General features: G+C 45.2%; 19 protein-coding genes and 1 tRNA gene. 4 read left to right on the top strand and 16 right to left on the bottom strand.

Annotated features, from left to right (window positions below):
- Nucleotide 1 precedes the first annotated feature (1 nt).
- The 10 genes from strainIA91_RS04465 to strainIA91_RS04420 all read right to left on the bottom strand — a co-directional run bounded on the left by strainIA91_RS04465 (nucleotide 2) and on the right by strainIA91_RS04420 (nucleotide 8,846).
- Complete coding sequence (locus tag strainIA91_RS04465; RefSeq protein ID WP_400167930.1) at nucleotides 2–880, bottom strand: hypothetical protein; 879 nt, start codon at nucleotides 878–880, stop codon at nucleotides 2–4.
- Nucleotides 881–891: 11 nt separating this feature from the next.
- A complete protein-coding gene (locus tag strainIA91_RS04460; protein ID WP_400167929.1) occupies nucleotides 892–1,647 on the bottom strand; it encodes a hypothetical protein in 756 nt (251 codons plus the stop codon).
- Nucleotides 1,648–1,657: 10 nt separating this feature from the next.
- Nucleotides 1,658–2,017, bottom strand: coding sequence for a ComEA family DNA-binding protein (locus tag strainIA91_RS04455; RefSeq protein WP_400167928.1), 360 nt, complete (start codon nucleotides 2,015–2,017; stop codon nucleotides 1,658–1,660).
- Between the two features lie 36 nt (nucleotides 2,018–2,053).
- Entirely contained in the window at nucleotides 2,054–3,172 is a 1,119-nt protein-coding gene (dnaJ, locus tag strainIA91_RS04450) for a molecular chaperone DnaJ (protein WP_400167927.1), read from the bottom strand.
- A gap of 4 nt (nucleotides 3,173–3,176) precedes the next feature.
- The gene (locus strainIA91_RS04445; protein WP_400167926.1) at nucleotides 3,177–3,845 is read right to left on the bottom strand and encodes a nucleotide exchange factor GrpE; all 669 of its coding nucleotides are present in this window, start codon (nucleotides 3,843–3,845) and stop codon (nucleotides 3,177–3,179) included.
- A 10-nt stretch (nucleotides 3,846–3,855) separates the two neighbouring features.
- Nucleotides 3,856–4,890 (bottom strand): heat-inducible transcriptional repressor HrcA, encoded by a 1,035-nt coding sequence (hrcA, locus tag strainIA91_RS04440; protein WP_400167925.1) that lies wholly within the window; start codon nucleotides 4,888–4,890, stop codon nucleotides 3,856–3,858.
- Nucleotides 4,891–5,032: 142 nt separating this feature from the next.
- Entirely contained in the window at nucleotides 5,033–6,091 is a 1,059-nt protein-coding gene (gene plsX / locus strainIA91_RS04435) for a phosphate acyltransferase PlsX (protein ID WP_400167924.1), read from the bottom strand.
- A 93-nt stretch (nucleotides 6,092–6,184) separates the two neighbouring features.
- Nucleotides 6,185–7,957 (bottom strand): PAS domain S-box protein, encoded by a 1,773-nt coding sequence (locus tag strainIA91_RS04430; protein ID WP_400167923.1) that lies wholly within the window; start codon nucleotides 7,955–7,957, stop codon nucleotides 6,185–6,187.
- Nucleotides 7,958–8,117: 160 nt separating this feature from the next.
- Complete coding sequence (locus strainIA91_RS04425) at nucleotides 8,118–8,456, bottom strand: DUF190 domain-containing protein (RefSeq protein ID WP_400167922.1); 339 nt, start codon at nucleotides 8,454–8,456, stop codon at nucleotides 8,118–8,120.
- A 105-nt stretch (nucleotides 8,457–8,561) separates the two neighbouring features.
- Nucleotides 8,562–8,846 (bottom strand): fluoride efflux transporter FluC, encoded by a 285-nt coding sequence (locus strainIA91_RS04420; protein ID WP_400167921.1) that lies wholly within the window; start codon nucleotides 8,844–8,846, stop codon nucleotides 8,562–8,564.
- A gap of 168 nt (nucleotides 8,847–9,014) precedes the next feature.
- Here strainIA91_RS04420 and strainIA91_RS04415 point away from each other — a divergent pair.
- From strainIA91_RS04415 to strainIA91_RS04400, 4 genes are all read left to right on the top strand, one after another.
- Nucleotides 9,015–9,086, top strand: a tRNA-Gly gene (locus strainIA91_RS04415).
- 74 nt (nucleotides 9,087–9,160) lie between these two features.
- Nucleotides 9,161–10,282 (top strand): tetratricopeptide repeat protein, encoded by a 1,122-nt coding sequence (locus strainIA91_RS04410; RefSeq protein ID WP_400167920.1) that lies wholly within the window; start codon nucleotides 9,161–9,163, stop codon nucleotides 10,280–10,282.
- A gap of 7 nt (nucleotides 10,283–10,289) precedes the next feature.
- Entirely contained in the window at nucleotides 10,290–12,857 is a 2,568-nt protein-coding gene (locus strainIA91_RS04405; protein WP_400167919.1) for a C39 family peptidase, read from the top strand.
- A gap of 12 nt (nucleotides 12,858–12,869) precedes the next feature.
- Complete coding sequence (locus tag strainIA91_RS04400) at nucleotides 12,870–13,661, top strand: CPBP family intramembrane glutamic endopeptidase (protein WP_400167918.1); 792 nt, start codon at nucleotides 12,870–12,872, stop codon at nucleotides 13,659–13,661.
- A 37-nt stretch (nucleotides 13,662–13,698) separates the two neighbouring features.
- Here the strand turns inward: strainIA91_RS04400 and strainIA91_RS04395 are convergent, their stop codons facing one another.
- The 6 genes from strainIA91_RS04395 to strainIA91_RS04370 all read right to left on the bottom strand — a co-directional run bounded on the left by strainIA91_RS04395 (nucleotide 13,699) and on the right by strainIA91_RS04370 (nucleotide 18,296).
- Entirely contained in the window at nucleotides 13,699–14,694 is a 996-nt protein-coding gene (locus strainIA91_RS04395; RefSeq protein ID WP_400167917.1) for a uroporphyrinogen decarboxylase family protein, read from the bottom strand.
- A gap of 86 nt (nucleotides 14,695–14,780) precedes the next feature.
- Nucleotides 14,781–15,806 (bottom strand): uroporphyrinogen decarboxylase family protein, encoded by a 1,026-nt coding sequence (locus strainIA91_RS04390; RefSeq protein WP_400167916.1) that lies wholly within the window; start codon nucleotides 15,804–15,806, stop codon nucleotides 14,781–14,783.
- 11 nt (nucleotides 15,807–15,817) lie between these two features.
- Nucleotides 15,818–16,486: a corrinoid protein gene (locus strainIA91_RS04385; RefSeq protein WP_400167915.1), complete on the bottom strand. Its 669-nt coding sequence runs from the start codon at nucleotides 16,484–16,486 to the stop codon at nucleotides 15,818–15,820.
- A gap of 104 nt (nucleotides 16,487–16,590) precedes the next feature.
- A complete protein-coding gene (locus strainIA91_RS04380; RefSeq protein WP_400168235.1) occupies nucleotides 16,591–17,070 on the bottom strand; it encodes a COG2426 family protein in 480 nt (159 codons plus the stop codon).
- Nucleotides 17,070–17,759 (bottom strand): glycosyltransferase family 2 protein, encoded by a 690-nt coding sequence (locus strainIA91_RS04375; RefSeq protein ID WP_400167914.1) that lies wholly within the window; start codon nucleotides 17,757–17,759, stop codon nucleotides 17,070–17,072. The genes strainIA91_RS04380 and strainIA91_RS04375 overlap by 1 nt, the downstream gene beginning before the upstream one ends.
- Before the next feature lie 108 nt (nucleotides 17,760–17,867).
- Nucleotides 17,868–18,296: a SufE family protein gene (locus strainIA91_RS04370; protein WP_400167913.1), complete on the bottom strand. Its 429-nt coding sequence runs from the start codon at nucleotides 18,294–18,296 to the stop codon at nucleotides 17,868–17,870.
- Between the last annotated feature and the right edge of the window lie 188 nt (nucleotides 18,297–18,484).

Raw genomic sequence — 18,484 nt, 5'->3', positions numbered from 1 at the left:
ATTATTCCCGGTTTATAAATCCTGCGGATTCAGTCCACAAAGACAGTACGGTATCAGACAAATCCGTAAGGAGACCGTTTCCGGATTGACTGACTTCCAGCCCTGTCCATGGATTGATGATTTCACAAAACCCAAATTTTTTAAAGGGCTGCAGGGGATCTGAATCGGGTTCAAAAACAGAATACACAAAAAGAGGACCCGTGTGGTCATATAATTTTTCTGTAATATTATTCTTCTTCAGGTGTTCCGGTATGGTAGCGTCCCTATCACCACTGCCCTGCAATACACAGGGAGATTCGTCATTCGAAAAACAGAGATGGCCTGAGAGGACATCATTCCTGAAAGTGACAAGTTCGGGATAATGGGAATCCCATTTTAAAATAGTGAATTTGTCGTAATCGCTGGTGGCATAAATCATGAAAACACTGTTTATGGCATTTACAATACCCGGTGTAATTTTGTTTATTGTATATCCGGAGTTCTTAGCTGCCTGGAGAATCATATCCGTGATGTGAGGATCATGCCACACCGTTAATTGTCCCTTTTCCAGGGAATACACCTTTTTTTCCAGTTTTTCAGAATAATCCTTCCCAAGTCGCAGGGTATCCATCCAGTCCGGTACCGGTTCCTCGTTGACAGAATACGTTAGAATATTGGGGGGAAGGCTCAGGGAGATTTCATGTTGTGGAAAATCCTGGGTTCCTTTCAGGTTTTTAAACAGGGAAGTAAGCTGTGCAAGTGCATCCCTTCCATAAAAAAAGGTCCGGTTCAGTTCAAAAGGAACGGGGATTTTGCCTGCATCTTCCACAACCTGATTTCCGTTATTATCATTGGAAGAAACGTAAGTACACAATCCGGGATTCAGTGAAAGATACAACATGTTTTACCCTGTTATTTTTGCCAGCTTCGTTCACCGTCCCGAATGGATCCGTGTCCTGTATCGCTGAATGTAAAGAAATAGTAGCGCTCAAATTCCACCCCACCCCGGGTAGGACAGTAGATGGTAAGAACACTATCTTCAGAGAGGACAGACTGATATAACTCATTCACGAGGGGACATACAAGGAGGGAATCCACCAGGTTGTAGCGGTTGTATTTAACCACCTTTTCGATACGCATTTCCGAGTTGGTGTCAATAATTTCCCCTTCCCAAAGGGTATCACTATACATCCATCGGTCACGTTCCCGGTTTAAAAAGAGCGTATCGATCATGCCCGTTTCATCATTGGGGACCAGGGCTGTATAAATAATCTCCTCCGAAGTGTCCTGGGCATCGTAACCATAAGCAAAGGTGGTATCAAAATCCTCATGCCAGTATTCAGGAACCGTGATATCAAGCCACTCATTGTTAAAATATATTTTTTGGTCTTTAACGTACATACTGTCTGCCAGGACCGAATCTCTGACCTGATCGATAAACTGGAGTGTTTCACGGAGATTGGGATTGTATTCATGACGCAAGTTATGATAGAGCCGCTGTGCATTCCACAGGTTTGACATTTTCCAGTGACACAGATTCCGGTAATATTCTTCTTCCTTCCAGATGGACCAGGGAATCAGGATAACCAAAGCCAACACGACCAATAGGATGACTGTCACCCATTTAACCACAAAAGACCATTTTTCATTATATGCCTGTTGTTCCACAAGACCTCCCTTATTCTACACAAATATATTCTTCGATTAATCCCAGTAATTTGGGCCCGATACCTTTGACATTCAGTAATTCATCTTTTTGAGAAAAGGAACCGTTCAGTTCACGGTAGTTCACGATATTCTGTGCCACAGGCAGGCTGACATAAGGAAGAGTCGCCAGTTCATGGACATCGGCACTGTTAATATTCACCTTTTTGTCCACATCGAATATTCCTTCATCTTCTCCCTGTACATCTGTTTTTTTTGCTTTTCCGCACACAGCCGTACCATGAAAAATCCTTTTAAACAAGGCCAGAACGCCTGCTGCCAGTAGTGTCCAGGATAATACAGACACAATTTTCTTATGAATATTGTTTAACATGGCTTTTCCCTCTTTAATCAGTCTAATCTAATAATTTCATTTATACTTTTCGATTTTTATTTTTTTATTTCGGTATAAATCCTTCAGGCGGCTAATTAGTTCTTCCTCTTCCTTGGATAAATTGGTGGGTGTTTCAACCTGTACTCGTATTAATTGATCCCCGTATTGGCTGCCATGGAGTCCGGGCATGCCTTTCTTCCGTAGTCTTAGCATTTTACCGGAGCGAATGCCTGGGGGAATTTTCAGGCTGACATTTCCGGAGAGCGTGGGAACCGTGATTTCATCTCCAAGTACTGCCTGGGGCCAGGTAATGACGATACTGATAAAAATATCATTATCATGGCGTGTAAAGAGAGGGTGTTCCTGTTCGTAGAATTCAACAATCAAATCACCGGGAATTCCACCCCGGACGGCTGCATTTCCTTTACCTTTCAGGGTCATGTAATTTCCGGTAGATACGCCCTGGGGTATTTCAATATCCACTTTGCTTTCTGTTTTCACCCGACCGTCCCCATGACAGTTACGGCAGGGTTTGTCAATGACAGTCCCTTCGCCATGACAATTGGGACACGGACGGATATTCACCATTTGACCCAGAAAAGAGCCGACCCGTTCACGGATTTCACCGCTTCCATGACACAAAGAACAGGTGCTGCTGCCATGACCTGGTTCGGCACCAGAGCCATGACAAACGGGACATTCTTCATAATGGCGGACTTTGATACTCTTTTTTGTCCCTTTATAAATCTCTTCCAGTGTCAGGGAAATCCGTACCCGGAGGTCCGAGCCTTTTCTTACCCGTTGGCGGGACCCTCCACCGAAAAAGTCACTGAAGGGACTCCCTCCGAAAGCTCCACCGAAGATATCGCTGAACTGGGAAAAAATATCATCCATGGACATGCCGCCGCCACCAAATCCGCTGAATCCGGAATTTTTCAACCCGTCTTCACCATATTGATCATACCGGGCCCTTTTCTCTTTATCGGATAATACCGCATAGGCTTCAGCGGCTTCCTTGAACTTCTCTTCCGCTTCCTTATTACCCGGGTTCTTGTCCGGATGGTATTTCAGGGCAATTTTCCGGTATGCTTTTTTCAGTTCTTCCTGTGTGGCATCTTTACTGACGCCAAGTATGTCATAATAATTTTTTGCCATATATTTATTCCGCGGCACTTACCACGACCCGGGCATGCCGAAGGACCTTATCATTTATTTCATATCCTTTTTCAAATTCTTCAATAACAGTTGGAACATCGTGCTCTTCACTTTTACGGGTCATCATGGCATCATGCTTTTCGGGATCAAATGGCTGTCCCACTGACTCAAAAGCTTTCACGCCATAATTGTTCAAAATCCTTTCAAAATTGTTCCGTATCAGTTTAATCCCTTCCAGGGAGACGTTCCCATTTTCTCCTTCATGTTGTAAAAGCCGGTCCAGATCATCCATCACCGGTAATAAACTGAGAATAATCTTATCCCGGACCATTTCCGACTGTCTGTCAAAATCCCGGGACATACGCTTTTTATAATTGTCAAACTCTGCAACCAGACGGATAAATTTATCTTCCAGATCCTTTTTCTGTTCTTCGGTCTGAGACAGCTGATCCATCAGGATTTGTAAAGGATCCGTTTCTTTTTCCTTTGCCTGTTCCGTTTCTTCCGCTTCAGACTGTTTGGGCTCTTCTTTTTTCGTTTGGGATTTTTCTTCAGAAGTCTTCTGTTTTCCTTTCCCTTTGGATTTTGTTTTCCCTTTGTTCACATCCCGGGGATTTTCATCCTCCAATATCTCATGATCCCGGTTGTCTTTTGGAGTTTCATCTTTTTTCATACGGAGTGTCCTATATATTTTCCTTGATGTTATTGATTTTCTCGTGAATCTTGCGGCGGACAAATCCCAGCAGGGGTACGATAAAATCGTAATCCATTCGGGAAGGACCGACAACGGCCAGAGCACCTTCCAGATTCCCCAGGGTAAAACCAGACATGAGCACGCTGCAGTTTGTCCCGGATACAAAATCGATGTCGTCCCCGGTCAGAAGTGTCAATGCATCCGGAAGATGAGTACCGGAAATTTTTTCCCGGAGTCTGAACATCCATCCATCCGTCATTAAAAGGTGTACAACTGCAGAGTCGGCCGGTTCACGGAATTCCGGTTTTGCAAGGAAGGAATAATTTTCACTGGTGTGGATCCGGGGCATCATCTGTTGCTCAATCTGGCCGCAAATCAATTCCACCAGTCCCCGTTCACCGCTGGGAATGTCATTCAGTATCCGTTCCAGTTTCTGTTTCATCGTGTAGAGATTAACACCTACGAAAAGTTCCTTAAAAAGGGATTGGATAAACTGAAGCCGGGACTTATTCAACACCTGGCGTGTTTCCACCATCACAGTTTTCACCAGACCGTTTTCAATCTGAAACACCAGCAAAAGCCTGTCCCCCGACAACTCAAGGAGCTGAATATCATCCACGATACCTTTCATAAACACCGGAGCCATCGCCACACCGATTTCATCCGTCATGGTCCCCAAGAGTCGCGAGGTAAGATTCAACAACATTTCAATGTCGGAAGGCGTACGATTCAGGGCTTCATGAATGGCATGCTTTATAGAATCACCCGGCTCCGGAGAAGTCATCAGGGTATCTACATAATACTTGTACCCGCTGTTCGTAGGAATTCGGCCCGATGATGTGAAAGGATGGGTCAACACCCCCCGCTTTTCGAGTCCGACCATGATATTCCGGACCGTGGCAGCCGAAATATTCGGGATATACTTTTCTACAACCACCCTGGAAGATACAGGTTGTGCGGTGGCAATATACTCCCGGATCACGCCGGCCAAAACTTTATTTTCCAATTCCTTTGTCCGTACCATCTTTTATCTCACAATCATCGTAGATATTAACAAAATCATTGTTTTTTTTCAAGTTGTAAAAGCATATCCCTTCCCGAAGTAAAAGGAGTGTAAGTTTATGATATTATTGATTTTACAAATCCTGACTTATTTTCCGGCAGACTCAGACTTCCACATCATAGTCTGCATGGTGATACTCATAATTGGTGATATAGCGGCTGATTTGCCCGGTAATATCATCCCGGACAGATTTAGCCGCCAGCTTCAGGGCGTTTTTTATCGCCTTAGCTGTAGACCGTCCATGACATTTAATAATCATCTTATCGAACCCGAAAATGGGTGCTCCGCCATATTCCTGATAATCGGTCACATCTTTTAACTTGCGAATCCCTCCGGAAAGCATAATGAGTCCCATTTTCCACAAGACATTCTGACGGAATGCCTGTTTTCCAAGGTGTTTGACTGAACTGGCCATTCCCTCCATCACCTTCAGGGCAATATTTCCCGTAAGCCCCTCGGTAACAACCACATCTGCCAGTCCCTGCATAATCTGATTCCCCTCGATATTGCCGATAAAATTAATATCCGGAAGGGTTTTTAAAATTCCATGGGTTCTGGCCAGTTTTTCACCCCCCTTGTACTCTTCAGCCCCGATGTTCAGAAGTCCCACCGAAGGGTTTTCAATTTTCTTGATTTCCCGGGCGTACGTAGCCCCCATAAAGGCAAAATGGACCAAATCGTGGTGGGAATTGTGAATATTGGCCCCTACATCAAGAAGCAGAGAAAATATATCCTGTCTTTTTTGGATATTATGGGTGGGATAGCTGGCGGCCAGGGCTGCTTTGTGGACACCCAGGATTCTGGGAATATTTTTTGCCGCGGATAAAATGACAGCCCCGGTACTCCCGGCAGACACCAAAGCATGTGCATGCCCCTCGGATACTTTTCGGGTTGCCAGAACAATGGACGCATCGGGTTTTTGGTTCATGGCAATTTTTGGGTTTTCACCCATGGAAATCTGGTGGCTTGTATGAATAATTTCTATCTGATCTGCATGATATTTATGTTTTTTCAGTTCTTTCTGAATAGCCTTTTCATCGCCTATCAGCAGGACCTTTAGGGGAGATTCGAGAGTTGCTTCTGCAGCCCCCTGGACTGTCACCGCCGGGGCATCATCACCGCCCATGGCATCCAGGGCGATTGTAATTTCATGATCTTCCATAATTCACTTTCATCCTTCAATTTCATGTAAATATACAGTTTCCCCTGATACGACACAAGCCGGCCATAGGTTTCGTAATCTGAGCAGTATGGATTAAACTGGAAATTCAATCGTTGTTTGGGTTCCCCGCACCCCGTCAATACTCATTTTCCCCTTGAGCTGACTGACCAGAGTCTCAATCAGCATAAATCCCATACTCTTCTGTTTCCCGGGAGAAAAATCTTCCGGCAGTCCGATTCCGTCATCTTTAACAACAAAACGTAGCTGATTGTCTTTTTGCCGGATTTCGATGGTAATCGTCCCCTTTTCATGATTTGGATATGCATATTTCAGGGAATTTGTCAGCAACTCATTTAAAATGAGTCCCAGGCTGGCCGCCCGTTTTGTATCGAGTCTGACAGGATCCAGAAAGGTCTCCAGATGGAGACGGTTGGAACCGGCAGTGAAAGTCTCAAGAATACTTTCTGCCAGGGTTTTGATGTATTGGTTCAATTCAACAGATTCCAGATCACCGGTCAGGCTGAAGCGCTCGTAAATGGCGGCCATGGAATGGATACGGTTACGGATATTCAGGAAGATATCCCTGATGTCCGGATTCTGGATCTGCCGCATTTCCAGGCTGATCAGACTCGCGATAATGTTCATATTGTTTTTCACCCGGTGCTGGAGTTCGCGCATTAGCATTTCCTTCTGATGGACAAGCTCCCTGAGGGATTCCTGGTTTCGAACCCTCTGGGTAATATCTCTGAATACACTTAACAACAGGGTATCACTGATAAAGGCGATTGAAACACCAAACCATTTTTGCTCCCCGTTCCACAGGGTGAATGGACGTTCGATATAGGGTTGAACCGTTTTATTTGAAAAGTTTTCTTTATACCGCTTAACGATTCTGTGCTGTTCTTCAGGGAAATAAATAATACCGAGAGATTGCCCTTCCAATTCCTCTTTTGGCATGTCCATCATGTCACTAAAGGCGTCGTTGACCATCACAATGCGTCCCTTGGCATCGGTCAGCCGCATACCGTCTTTGGACTGGTCCCACACGGAATGGAGGAGTTTTTCCGACTGTTTCAGGTATTCTTCCGTCTTTTTCTGTTCGTCGATGTCTATATGTACACCAGCAGCTCGCAAGGGTTTTCCGGATTCATCCCTTTCCACGATCTGTCCCACATTCAGGATCCATTTCCAGGATCCATCGGCACAACGAAGCCTGTGCTCGATCCGGAAATACTCCGTTTGACCTGCTTCGTGTTTCTGGATGATGCAGTTGGTTCGTTCTTTGTCCATAGGATGGATCAGATTGACAAAGGCATTTTTATCTTTATGAATCTCTTCGGGAGCATATCCCAGCATTTCCGACCAGGTGTTATTCCGGACTATGGTTCCGGTTCGGAAATCCTGATCCCAGAGCCCTATACGGGCACTCTGCACGGCAATATTCAGGCGGCTTTCGCTCTCTTTCAGCTTGTCTGTCGCCTCAACCAGTTCCGTTTTATCCCGGAAAACGGCTAACACCTGCTCCGGTTCACCTGGAATATCCACAAACGTATTATAAACCTCAAACCATCGGACAGTCCCGTCATGTAAAACATATTGATTTAGCACATGGGGTGGAATGGTCCTTGTTTTAAAGCGTTCACAATGCTTCCGGATAATTCGTGATGCATCTTTTTGATATATAACCGACAGAGGTTTTCCGACAAGAGATTCCCTGGATAAATGTACCAGCCCCGAAAATGCCGGATTGACATCACGGACAATCCCATCAGCATCTGTGAGCCGCATCCCATCCCGGGCGGACTCCCAGATCTGCCGGAATTTGGCTTCACTGGCCTGTAAGCGTTTTATTTTTTTTGTTTCCACATCACGACCTGTTTCAGAAGTTCAGAACATGCGAATCGTCCAGACCTCATCAAAGTCTTAGAAAATTATTATGTAAAGCTTATAAATTTAACATAAATATTTCTTAGAATAAACAATTAATTGGTCTAAACGGCTATTACTCTCCTGGCAGGTTTATGTGTCAACCCGAGTTATGATTGTAAAATAATACAGAAACTTTTTCCTGTGTAATCAATCCATCTTTAACGGTTTCATTCAGAAAAGGGATAAGTTTGTGAATCCGTTCTTCATGATCCACAATTTCAATGATGACAGGTAAATCTTCAGATATTCTGAGAAATTTTGAGGAATGAATGCGACTGTCCGCCCCATACCCAAGGATTCCACGGGTCACAGTTGCTCCGGCGATATTTAATTCCCGGGCTTTCATGACAATAGTTTCATAAAGCGGTTTCCCATGATACATATCCCCTTCTCCAATAAATATCCGTAATAAAATTCCTTCGTCCGGTAGTTTCATGGTCTGCCCCCCTGTACAAGAAATTTAGCGAAGAAGTATCCTCCCAACACACACAACAAGCCCAAAATATTGTATAATAAAATATTTACCAGAACAAATCTTACTTCACCTTCTCTTAAAAGATTCATGGTTTCCAGCATATAAGGATGAAAAGGTTGTAAACCCGCCCAGGACACCAATAAAAATAAAGACTTTTATGTTACCCGGAATATGTTCCAATTCCCAGAATCCCCATAAAAAACCAATGATGAGAGACCCGATTAAGTTTACGACCAGTGTCCCATAGGGAAATGTTGTATTTAAAAAACGGTAAGAAAAACCAGAAACCCCATACCGGGCCAGGGTACCAAGTGCACCCCCCGCCATAATGAAAAGTATTTTAATCATCATTGAGCTCATAAGTAACGGGAAGCAAAATAAATTAAAAAAAGAATTATAGCAAATTATTACACTTTCGAGGGACATTAAAAAACAGATTCTTCAGACCGTTGTATAGGTCACCATTTTTTCTTGCTTCTTATATCCATTCAAAGTAAAATTACACGCTTTTTGAGAAACGCGAGAGTAGCTCAGTGGTAGAGCCCCACGTTGCCAACGTGGCTGTCGCGAGTTCGAGTCTCGTCTCTCGCTCAATAAGCCCCGAATGGGGCTTTTTTAATACCTCAAAATTAATTATCATTGACCCGTACCAAAAGGGAGTGATTATGCGTCATCTGTCATTTTTTATCGTTACAACTGTCATTCTTCTATCCATTCAGTTTACAGGATGTGAAAAGCGTTCCACTTCACTATACGACCGGTATGCCGGTTGGATTCATACGTCAAAGGAGGAGAAACTGCTCCGGCGGATAGATGATCTCACCCTTGAGATCCAACAGCAGGGCGAAGCGAGTCCCGAAGCATTGAAAAATCTCATGGATTTAAGCCGTTTGGGCACAGAAATGGGAGATGCTCACCGTGCGTTTGAAGCGGGACTTCGGGCACAATCCATGGCGGAAGTCCTCTACGGCCCCAAAGATGAAAAAACCATCCGTGTATACATACAACTTGCTGATTTTGCCATGACCCTGGGAGAACCCCGTCTGGCAAAAAATTATCTGGATAAAGGCATGACGGCAGCTGCCATGGCTCACCATGGAAATTATCTGTTATTGGCGGACATTTACTCACGATACGCCGAAGTCAACCAGGCTTTTCAACGTATGGATGACGCCGAAGCATTGTATTTTAAAGCCATTGGACTTGTGGAAAAGGCCGATTCCAATCATGTGATGATTGCCGATATCGAAGCCCGGCTGGGCATGCTGAAAGAATCTCAGGAAAAATATGAGACCGCCGAAAAATTTTATCGCAAAGCATTGGCGACAGTGGATAAGCTCAGAGGGACAAACAGCCTGCAATCCGCTTCCCTCCATAATAATCTCGCATCTGTCTGCTTTATGACCAACCGCCCTGAAGAGGCCATAACCCATCTGGAAAAATCCCTGAAAATCTGGAAAGAGGAAAAGGATTCCCACATAAAGCAGGCTGAAATTCACAGCAATCTGGCAGAAATTTACCGGGCCGTGCAGGACATGGATAAAGCGGAAAAAGAGTATAAGATTCTTTTAAAACTCATGGAGGATATCCCGGAAACGACACCCCTTTACCCTGCCCTTCTTTTGAACCTTTCCCATTATTACACCCAGCTGGATCAGAAAGAAAAAGCAGAAACCTTTAAAGCCAAAGCCCGCGAAATCCAGAAAATCCTCCAAAATCAATACCTGGAAAATGTATCAACGCTGGAAACAAAATTTAAACGCATTCCCGGAATGGAAATCAAATAGGACGAGCATGAAAAGATTCATTCACAGTATTTTATTACTCATCGTATGCAGTGTTTACCTCCAGAGTACTGAAGTTGACGGACTGATACTCCGGCCCTGTGCTTTCAGGGAACACATAATTTTTACAGACAACCGGACATCCGCATTGTATACTCTGGAGGATGGTAATATCCGGAAAATGGCCGAAGGACGGGGAATTGGATATCACATAAGCCGATCACCGGTCCGGGATGCCGTCGGAACTAAAATCATTTTGGATAACGGACTGCAGGTTCCGGTCCTGTATGACCTGAAAAATGATGAGATCATTTATTTACAGGCTCCGGTTCACGAGGCCGGCCAGGTCTCTTTTACCCGGGACGGGGTAGCTGCCTGGACCTCCGGGCGCCGTTTTCATCTCTCTGATGGACGTTCCTGTGATCTCCCGGCCTATGCAAATCTGGCCCCGGTCTCTCCCAATGGGAAATGGGTGGTTTCCAATGATGACTCGGATCAACTGTGGCTGACGGATATCGGGAGCGGAAAACACATCCGGGTATCCCCAGCTCTGGAAGAAGCCTTTTACAATCCCCAATGGAGTCCTGATGGAAAGTCCATACTTTTTTCCTCCGTGGGAGGTACTCTCTGGGTTTATTTTTTGGAAACCGGATCTTCCCATCCACTAACCGAGGGACAATCAGCCGTATGGAAAGATTCCTCCACTATCCTTTTTCACCGGATTGAAGTACAGGAAGGCAAAGCAGTAAATGCAGACCTTTACGCCTGTGACATTCACAAAGGCACGATAGAAAACCTTACAGATACACCCGACCGTTTTGAAATGGATCCTTTCTGGGATAAATCGAAGCAGCGAATCCTTTTTCACACCCGGAAGGATGCTTCCATCGTCACCCTGTCAAACACCAAGGGAGAATCCATCCTACACACACTGGATGCCCCGTTATCGGTCACCTACTATCCCCCACACCGCTCGTCCAAGGGAGCGGCTTATTATGAAATCCCCTATGTCAATCAGGTGTATGATCCACCGGACTGGTTTGGTGCCGGCTCGGCAGCCTGTGGAGGAACAGCGGCGGTGATGTGCCTGGCCTATTACGGCACGATCACCCCCTGGCCGACAACCGCCTCCAATCCCTACCCCCATGAAAGTCCTTATGGCCGCTACATTTGCGATAAATATTATACCATTCTTGGATATCACATGAACCGGATTGGATACAGCCGGGGAAATTACGGCTGGGGAGCTTTTGGTTACATCACCCAAAATAACTGGTCCGATACCAAAGGGTATATGGCTGAATATGCCTGGAAAAACGGGATGGCCAACAAGCCTGTAGACTGGACCCCGACCCGTGCAGAGGTTATTCAACAGGTAGATGAGCGCATGCCCTTCGTGCTCCTGAACTCCCTCACCAGTTCAGGCCATTATATCAGCACCATCGGTTATGAAAACAGTTCTGCCACGACCCTTATTTTTAACGACCCTTATGGAAATAAAAACACACCGGGCTATCCCAGTTACGACGGGGCACTGTCCCGATACGACTGGCCGGGTTACAATAACGGGTATCAGAATCTGAATACCGTATGGTGTTTTATCTATTTTCAGGCAGATATCCCCACCCGGCCGGACTGGGCACTGGAAATGCAACAACCAGTCGCCGACACCTTACAGAGTGGTTCAATAATACCACTGAATTATACACTTCACAATTTGGGAGATACTACCACATCTCCTGGATCCATTGAATGGCGATTGACCAGTAACGGAGTCAACAATCTGGATATAGATACTGTATTGTTACGTATGAATGTTGATCCACTCGTTCCCGGCTCATATCAGACCTTTGAACAGAATATGCATCTTCCGGACTCTCTGGTAAGCGATACTTATATCATTAGTATCAGTGTTCCCCTTGACACCCAATTCAGTGAAATCCGGTTTTCCAATAACCGTTATGAAAAAGAAGTAAAACTCGTAGGATATCCCCATGTATATGCCACAGCTCCCGAAAAAGGGGCTACAGTGAACAGTACAACACCGGTTCTTTTTGCAAAATTCAGGGAAACCATTGACAAGGTGGATACAGATTCGGTTTTTTTAAGTCTGAATGGAGTCAATATCAATGCCGATTGCAGCTGGAATACCCGTGAAATCCGTCGGATATCCGAAAGTCCCCTGGAACCTGGAGAGTACACTGCCGAGGTACGGGTACGGAATCTGGCAGGATTTGAAAGTGTATATACCTGGACATTCACACTTACATCCACGACCCTGGAGCCGGAAGAATCGCGCCCCGGGGTATTCGCCCTCCGTGCCTATCCGAATCCTTTCAATCCCCGCGGAATAATCCATGTAAGTCTGCCTGAATCAGGCCATATCCGCCTGGATCTTTTCGATATCCGGGGACGGCATGTAAAAACCCTGGAGAATGGATTTCACACAGCCGGAACTTATCAAATTCATTGGGATGGAACAGATATGCAGGGACATGCCGCCACAAGCGGCGTATACATTGCCCGGCTGGCATCCACACAGGGTTATAAAACAATCCGTCTTGTCTTGTTAAAATAGTGAGGTGCTATTATGGATGAAAAAAAGAAAATCCGTTATGCCCTGTTTATTTTCATCTTATCAGGGCTATCGGTATACCTGGGTAATCTGGGACTTGAAAAGGCCTTCTCTCTGGGAAATTCCTGGTATGAAGCGGGAGCATATATACTCCTGGCCGGTTTTGGACTTGCTCTTTTCGGGATTTACGTACCTTTTCGCATGGTATCAAAGTGGGGACTTCCTCATGCTTTCTGGCCGAAAAACAAAAATCCCCTTCATGTTATCTTTTTTCTGGCCCTGTGGTTTGTACTCATGAACTATGACAATCTGACGATCATCAGAATGAACGGATTAAGCTGGAATGCATTTTTTGAACATGTATCCCAAACACTGATGATTCAGGTGGTTTATTATCCCCTCTTTGCCATGTTGCTATTCCCGGCATTTCGCAAAAGATACGGCCTGTGGTGGTCATTGTTCATCAACGGAGTATTATTCACAGTATACCACACCCTTTTTCCTGCCCTCTTCCCTGAAATTGTCCACAGCTATGCCGCAGGATACCTCTTTATCACCTTCATTGCCTATATGCTTCTCTATATCTGGAGTGAATCGCTGATTCTTGTCATGTTGGTTCATCTTATGTCCAATGCCTTGTTATTGGCATCGAAAGGTGTCATCTACAACAGTGAAGCATCACCCATCATCATACCGCTTATACTGGCAATCGGAACGCTTGCAGGCATGATATATGGAGCATACAGACAGAAAGGCACTCCCATAAAGGATCCCGACTTCTGGATATCCATCAATCTCAAAGACTAAAGAGAACTGGATTATTTGGACATAAATGAAGAGGGATTTATTTTCTTCCCGTTTCCATAAAAGCTGTCACATTTTCTTCAGGCACTTCCGATGGAAGATCGCAACCTGTACTAAGAATATAATTGGGGATGTCTTTCATATCCTCCAGAAGCTTTTGAACTTCTTTTTGGACACTTTCAGGATGACCGGTCATGATTGTACCGGTTGGACATATATTACCGATGAGTATCATATCCTCACGGATCATTTTTGCAGCCTGAGGGAAATTGACATCCGAATCCAGGCTCAGGGCATCCGCCCCCGAATCATTCAGGGATTCCAGCAAATGGTCAGTATTGCCGCAAATGTGATAAACCATTCCCACATCATGTTGATGACACATATCCACAATTTTCCGGGTATAATCCATCGAGAATTCCCGGAATTGTTCCGGACCAAGCATCATGGCACTGGGTTCGAGAACCGCAATTATGTGAGCACCGGCTTCTATCATGGCCTGTGTATAGTCTAAAATTTTTTCTGTGCACACGGTGCACAAGACATGAAATCCTTCCGGATCCATCATTGTTTCCATGGCCGCATTCTCAGCACCCATAATGAGTCCGGCCAAAGTATAAGGCCCTGTTACATAAGCACCCCTGAGAATATCTCCGGGAAAATCACGTTTCATACGTTTGTGTGTTTCCACATAGGACTGGAGCCGCCCGTCCTCCAGAATATTTATAGCTTTCAAAAGGGATAAATCCCGTTCTTTGTCATAATCAAATTTTACTATCGTTGCTGCTTCATCTGGTGGGAAAATGGTCTCACGGCCCAGGGCACTGGCTTCCACGGAGAGATCCATAAGGGTAAAAACCACATCAGGATGCCATTTCTCCACAATCCGCTGCATCACCTTCATGTGTTCACCTGCATTCTGTTGGGCCAGTTTGATCGAGGTTCCTGCCGGTTTTACTGCAGGGAAACCCAGTAAAGGAGCTAAAATACGCCGGCCTTCTTTATAATTCGCATGGACTGAATTGAGCATGTTCATTTGATACTTCCTCTTTTGAAGTTTTCACCCTCTATTTTTATCGCCCCAAACTGAAATCCGAAGTAAGAACTTTCTCCCCTTCCATCCTAATAGGTCCCTTCTTTCAGGACGGTTTCGATCATGGCCAGAACGTTTTCGGTTTTCATATATTCAGTAATTGAATTTGAAGAACCTGCAGCCCATCCTCCGTTATTGCCGGCGATACGCATATATTTCCGGGTCAGGTTGCGGATGGTATCAGTGGATGCCCGGGCCAATTGATCCACATCAATACCCCCGCAGAGTGCAATTTTATCGCCGTAGCGGGTTTTTAATTCATCAATATCCATGGAGATGGGTTCCAGCGGATGAAGCGCAGTCACACCACAATCCAGAATATCCTCCATCACATCATACAACACACCATCGGAATGATAGATAAAGGGAATATTCCGTGCTGTGGCCAGTTTCCCGATTTTCTTCAACCAGGGGAAAAAATGCTCCCGGAGAAAATCAGGATCCACCATGAGTCCGGAAGAATAGGCAATATCGTCACTGTACCACAGAACCTTTACAAAATCCATCTGGGCCATCACTTCAAACATGCTGTAAATCACATCTCCGATCCGGCGAAACATTTCAGCCACCAGTTCCGGCTCTTCATACATGAGCATGGAAAAGGTTTCAAACCCCATGGTTTCCCAGACGGTTGTGTAAATATCTCCATATTGGCCAATGATTCCCATATCATCAGGGATAAGTTTTCCGGCTTCTTCCAGGCGGCTGTAATTGATATCTTCCCGTTTGGGGAATGGATATGCTTCAAAACTCTCCCAATCCTTCACAAGGCTGTCATGTTCCGAGGACCAGGACCGGTCTGTCGCTTTGGACTCATCCTCCGCCTTCTTCCGGTTTAATTCGAGGTCAATTCGGGGCTGAACCTTCAGGAAGTCATAACCCAGGGAACGCATAAACTGAATGTCCTCCCGGACCGTCACTACCGGTTTCCCGGTGATTTCTCTTTTAATATCCGGATGAATTCCCAATTCAATCAGGGGGATGGCATCGGCTTTTTGATTCCGCAAGGTCTTATCCAGGCGTTCAAAATCAATTTTTCGAAGATGTTCAAACATAATATCCTCTATTAGGCTGATATCAGGTTTTTGGCCAGGGAGACAGCCTGGTTGGCATTCAGGGAGTATCCTTCAGCTCCGATTTCATCGGCAAAAGACTGGGTAACAGGTGCTCCGCCGATCATGACTTTATTCTCCAGGCCGTTGGAACGGAGGGATTCGATGACCGTTTTCATATTTTTCATCGTGACGGTAAGCAGGGCGGACATACCGATCACCGCTTCCGGGTGCTTCCGTGCTGATTCCACAAATTTTGAAACCGGTGTATTAATTCCCAGATCAATTACCTCAAAACCGGCGCCTTCAAGCATCATTCCTACAAGGTTTTTCCCGATATCATGCATATCCCCCTGGACGGTTCCCAGGATGACAGTCCCTACACGGACACTCACATCACCTACCAACATGGGGCGAATCTGATTCAGGCCACTTTTCATTGCTTTGGCTGAAAAAAGCATCTCGGGGACAAATATTTCATTCTTTTCATATTTCTCACCGACAATTTTCATCCCGCTGATGAGTCCGTTCCATAGAATTTCCTGTGGGGATATTCCTTTCTCCAGGGCATCTGCCACTTTTTCACGAACACCGGGTTGACCGGATAAATCTTTGGGATAACGGGATTCCGCATCAATGTGGCCACGAACAACCAATTCTTCAATTTGCTTCAGGAGCTCCATATTCTCTTCCTCTTATCTATATGTCTTTTATCTCTATAGTTTATAAAGTTTGTTTACAAACCGAAAGAAGAAAGTTGCACCTGGAATTGAGGATATAGCCGTTGTCAGACTTTTTTCAAAAAGAACTGGAGGGATTCGATACCGGTGAGAGTCACGATGAGAACAGCTGTACCGGCAATCAGGACGCCCCAGATGGCGGCAATCATGAACTTTCGTGGGGGGACACCCAGGAGGAAGGCTGCCAGGGCACCTGTATAAACACCTGATCCAGGCAGTGGGACCCCAATAAAGAGAGCGAGTCCCCATTCTCCGTATTTCTCCACCTTGTCATGGATTCGCCGTTGGGTCCGGAGGACAATTTTATCATAGAGTCTGCCGATAAAAGGGATTTTAATCACAACATCGACAAACCAGTGAAGCATATAGTAAACAAAGGGTGCCAGGAGGACATTGATAAGCATACAGATCAGATAGACCTCGAACCAGGGCATATTCAGTTTCAGAATACCGTAGGGAATGCTGGCCCGGAGTTCAAGAAACGGGAGGAAAGTCACAAGAATCAGTTGCCAAAGGTTATGCCACATCACGAAAATCTCCTGAAAAGTGAGCGGGTAAACATGCTGATAAAGTGAAGGGTATCCCGGATATGGGCAATACTGCTATGTCCACCTTTCAAATAAATGGTGGGGATAGGATAAAAATCCACTGGAACACCGATATCTGCCAGTCGGATCACCATTTCCGCTTCAAAGACAAACCCTTTACTGCCGGTAAATAAGTGATGTAAATACTTACCGGGAATCAGTCTGAAGCCACACTGAACATCCGGGATTGTCATTTCGGTTCGTCGACTGACAAGAAAACTGGTAATATAATTGCTCAGCTGGCGATGCAAAGGCATATTGTCATCCCTCTGCCGCCTGCCGATCATGAAGGTTCCCGGAGCTTCCGAATATTTCACAACCAATCCGGGAATCGCTTCCGGTGGATGCTGCAGATCGGCATCGAGGGTTATAGCAAAGTCTCCTCCGGCTTTTGAAACAAACTTAAAACCGGACTGAAGCGCCTTTCCCTTCCCCATATTTTTGGGGTGACGAATCAGGTGGACACCTTCATGGGCAGCAATTTGGGCGCTATGGTCCTTCGACCCGTCATCCACAACCACGATATGGAAGGGACAGCATGCTCTGATCCGTTGAAGCAATTCGGGAAGTGTTTTTTCCGCATTATAAGCCGGAATGATAATATAGCCATTGTGTGTATCAGGATTCATACAAAGACTTTAATGTGTTTCAGGTTAACATGGCACGGATGATCACAATCAGAACTTATATGATCGGTCATAAAGGATTTTTGATAACTACACACGTTTCATCCCTGACTAATGTTTTTCTTGTGCATTTTCAGCAAAAGTGTACAGTCTTTTGATCATGGCATGAAGACCGTTACTCCGCGTAGGAGTCAATTGAGCACTGAGTCCCACCGATTCAAGCCATGCATGGATATCAAAACCGAGTATATCCTCTGGTGTTTTATCATTGTAGATGACCATAAGAATGGCAATCAGTCCGCGGACAATAGCTGCATCAGCATCAGCAACAAAATGAATACGGCCGTCCTTATAATCCGATTTCAGCCAGACCAGACTCTGACAGCCAAAAATCCGGAATTCATCTTTTTTATATTCTTCAGGGTATGGGGGAAGCTTTTTTCCTAAATCAATGATGTACCTGAATTTTTCTTCCCAGCCAGGTAACATGGCAAAGAAATTGGCAAGGTCATCTGCTGTCATCTCGTATAAATCACTCATTGTAAGAAATTATTCAATTCGGGATGAGATTGAAAGGTTTTAATGGAATGAGAGCCAGCTTGATGTGGGGAGTCACTTTTTCAGTCGACAGTCGGCAGTCGTCAGTCGGCAGTTGACAGTCGAAAAGTCGATTGATTAGATTGGTTAGATTGGATGATTGAACCACTTGTCACGTGTCACGCGTTACG

It is taken from the genome of Candidatus Neomarinimicrobiota bacterium, assembly GCA_041154365.1.
Lineage (GTDB): Bacteria > Fidelibacterota > Fidelibacteria > Fidelibacterales > Fidelibacteraceae > Fidelibacter > Fidelibacter multiformis.
The sequence above is the reverse complement of the archived record's forward strand: the minus strand, read 5'-3'. Positions and strand labels throughout refer to the sequence as shown.

Excerpts from the sequence above, each read along its gene's own strand:
- strainIA91_RS04385 (WP_400167915.1), bottom strand. The coding sequence starts at position 16,486 with ATGGAGCTCCTGAAGCAAATTGAAGAATTGGTTGTTCGTGGCCACATT.
- strainIA91_RS04455 (WP_400167928.1), bottom strand. The coding sequence starts at position 2,017 with ATGTTAAACAATATTCATAAGAAAATTGTGTCTGTATTATCCTGGACA.
- strainIA91_RS04380 (WP_400168235.1), bottom strand. The coding sequence starts at position 17,070 with ATGTGGCATAACCTTTGGCAACTGATTCTTGTGACTTTCCTCCCGTTT.
- plsX (WP_400167924.1), bottom strand. The coding sequence starts at position 6,091 with ATGGAAGATCATGAAATTACAATCGCCCTGGATGCCATGGGCGGTGAT.
- strainIA91_RS04390 (WP_400167916.1), bottom strand. The coding sequence starts at position 15,806 with ATGTTTGAACATCTTCGAAAAATTGATTTTGAACGCCTGGATAAGACC.
- hrcA (WP_400167925.1), bottom strand. The coding sequence starts at position 4,890 with ATGGTACGGACAAAGGAATTGGAAAATAAAGTTTTGGCCGGCGTGATC.
- strainIA91_RS04410 (WP_400167920.1), top strand. The coding sequence starts at position 9,161 with ATGCGTCATCTGTCATTTTTTATCGTTACAACTGTCATTCTTCTATCC.
- strainIA91_RS04400 (WP_400167918.1), top strand. The coding sequence starts at position 12,870 with ATGGATGAAAAAAAGAAAATCCGTTATGCCCTGTTTATTTTCATCTTA.
- strainIA91_RS04395 (WP_400167917.1), bottom strand. The coding sequence starts at position 14,694 with ATGAACATGCTCAATTCAGTCCATGCGAATTATAAAGAAGGCCGGCGT.
- strainIA91_RS04370 (WP_400167913.1), bottom strand. The coding sequence starts at position 18,296 with ATGAGTGATTTATACGAGATGACAGCAGATGACCTTGCCAATTTCTTT.
- strainIA91_RS04445 (WP_400167926.1), bottom strand. The coding sequence starts at position 3,845 with ATGAAAAAAGATGAAACTCCAAAAGACAACCGGGATCATGAGATATTG.
- strainIA91_RS04420 (WP_400167921.1), bottom strand. The coding sequence starts at position 8,846 with ATGATGATTAAAATACTTTTCATTATGGCGGGGGGTGCACTTGGTACC.
- dnaJ (WP_400167927.1), bottom strand. The coding sequence starts at position 3,172 with ATGGCAAAAAATTATTATGACATACTTGGCGTCAGTAAAGATGCCACA.
- strainIA91_RS04425 (WP_400167922.1), bottom strand. The coding sequence starts at position 8,456 with ATGAAACTACCGGACGAAGGAATTTTATTACGGATATTTATTGGAGAA.
- strainIA91_RS04375 (WP_400167914.1), bottom strand. The coding sequence starts at position 17,759 with ATGAATCCTGATACACACAATGGCTATATTATCATTCCGGCTTATAAT.
- strainIA91_RS04465 (WP_400167930.1), bottom strand. The coding sequence starts at position 880 with ATGTTGTATCTTTCACTGAATCCCGGATTGTGTACTTACGTTTCTTCC.
- strainIA91_RS04405 (WP_400167919.1), top strand. The coding sequence starts at position 10,290 with ATGAAAAGATTCATTCACAGTATTTTATTACTCATCGTATGCAGTGTT.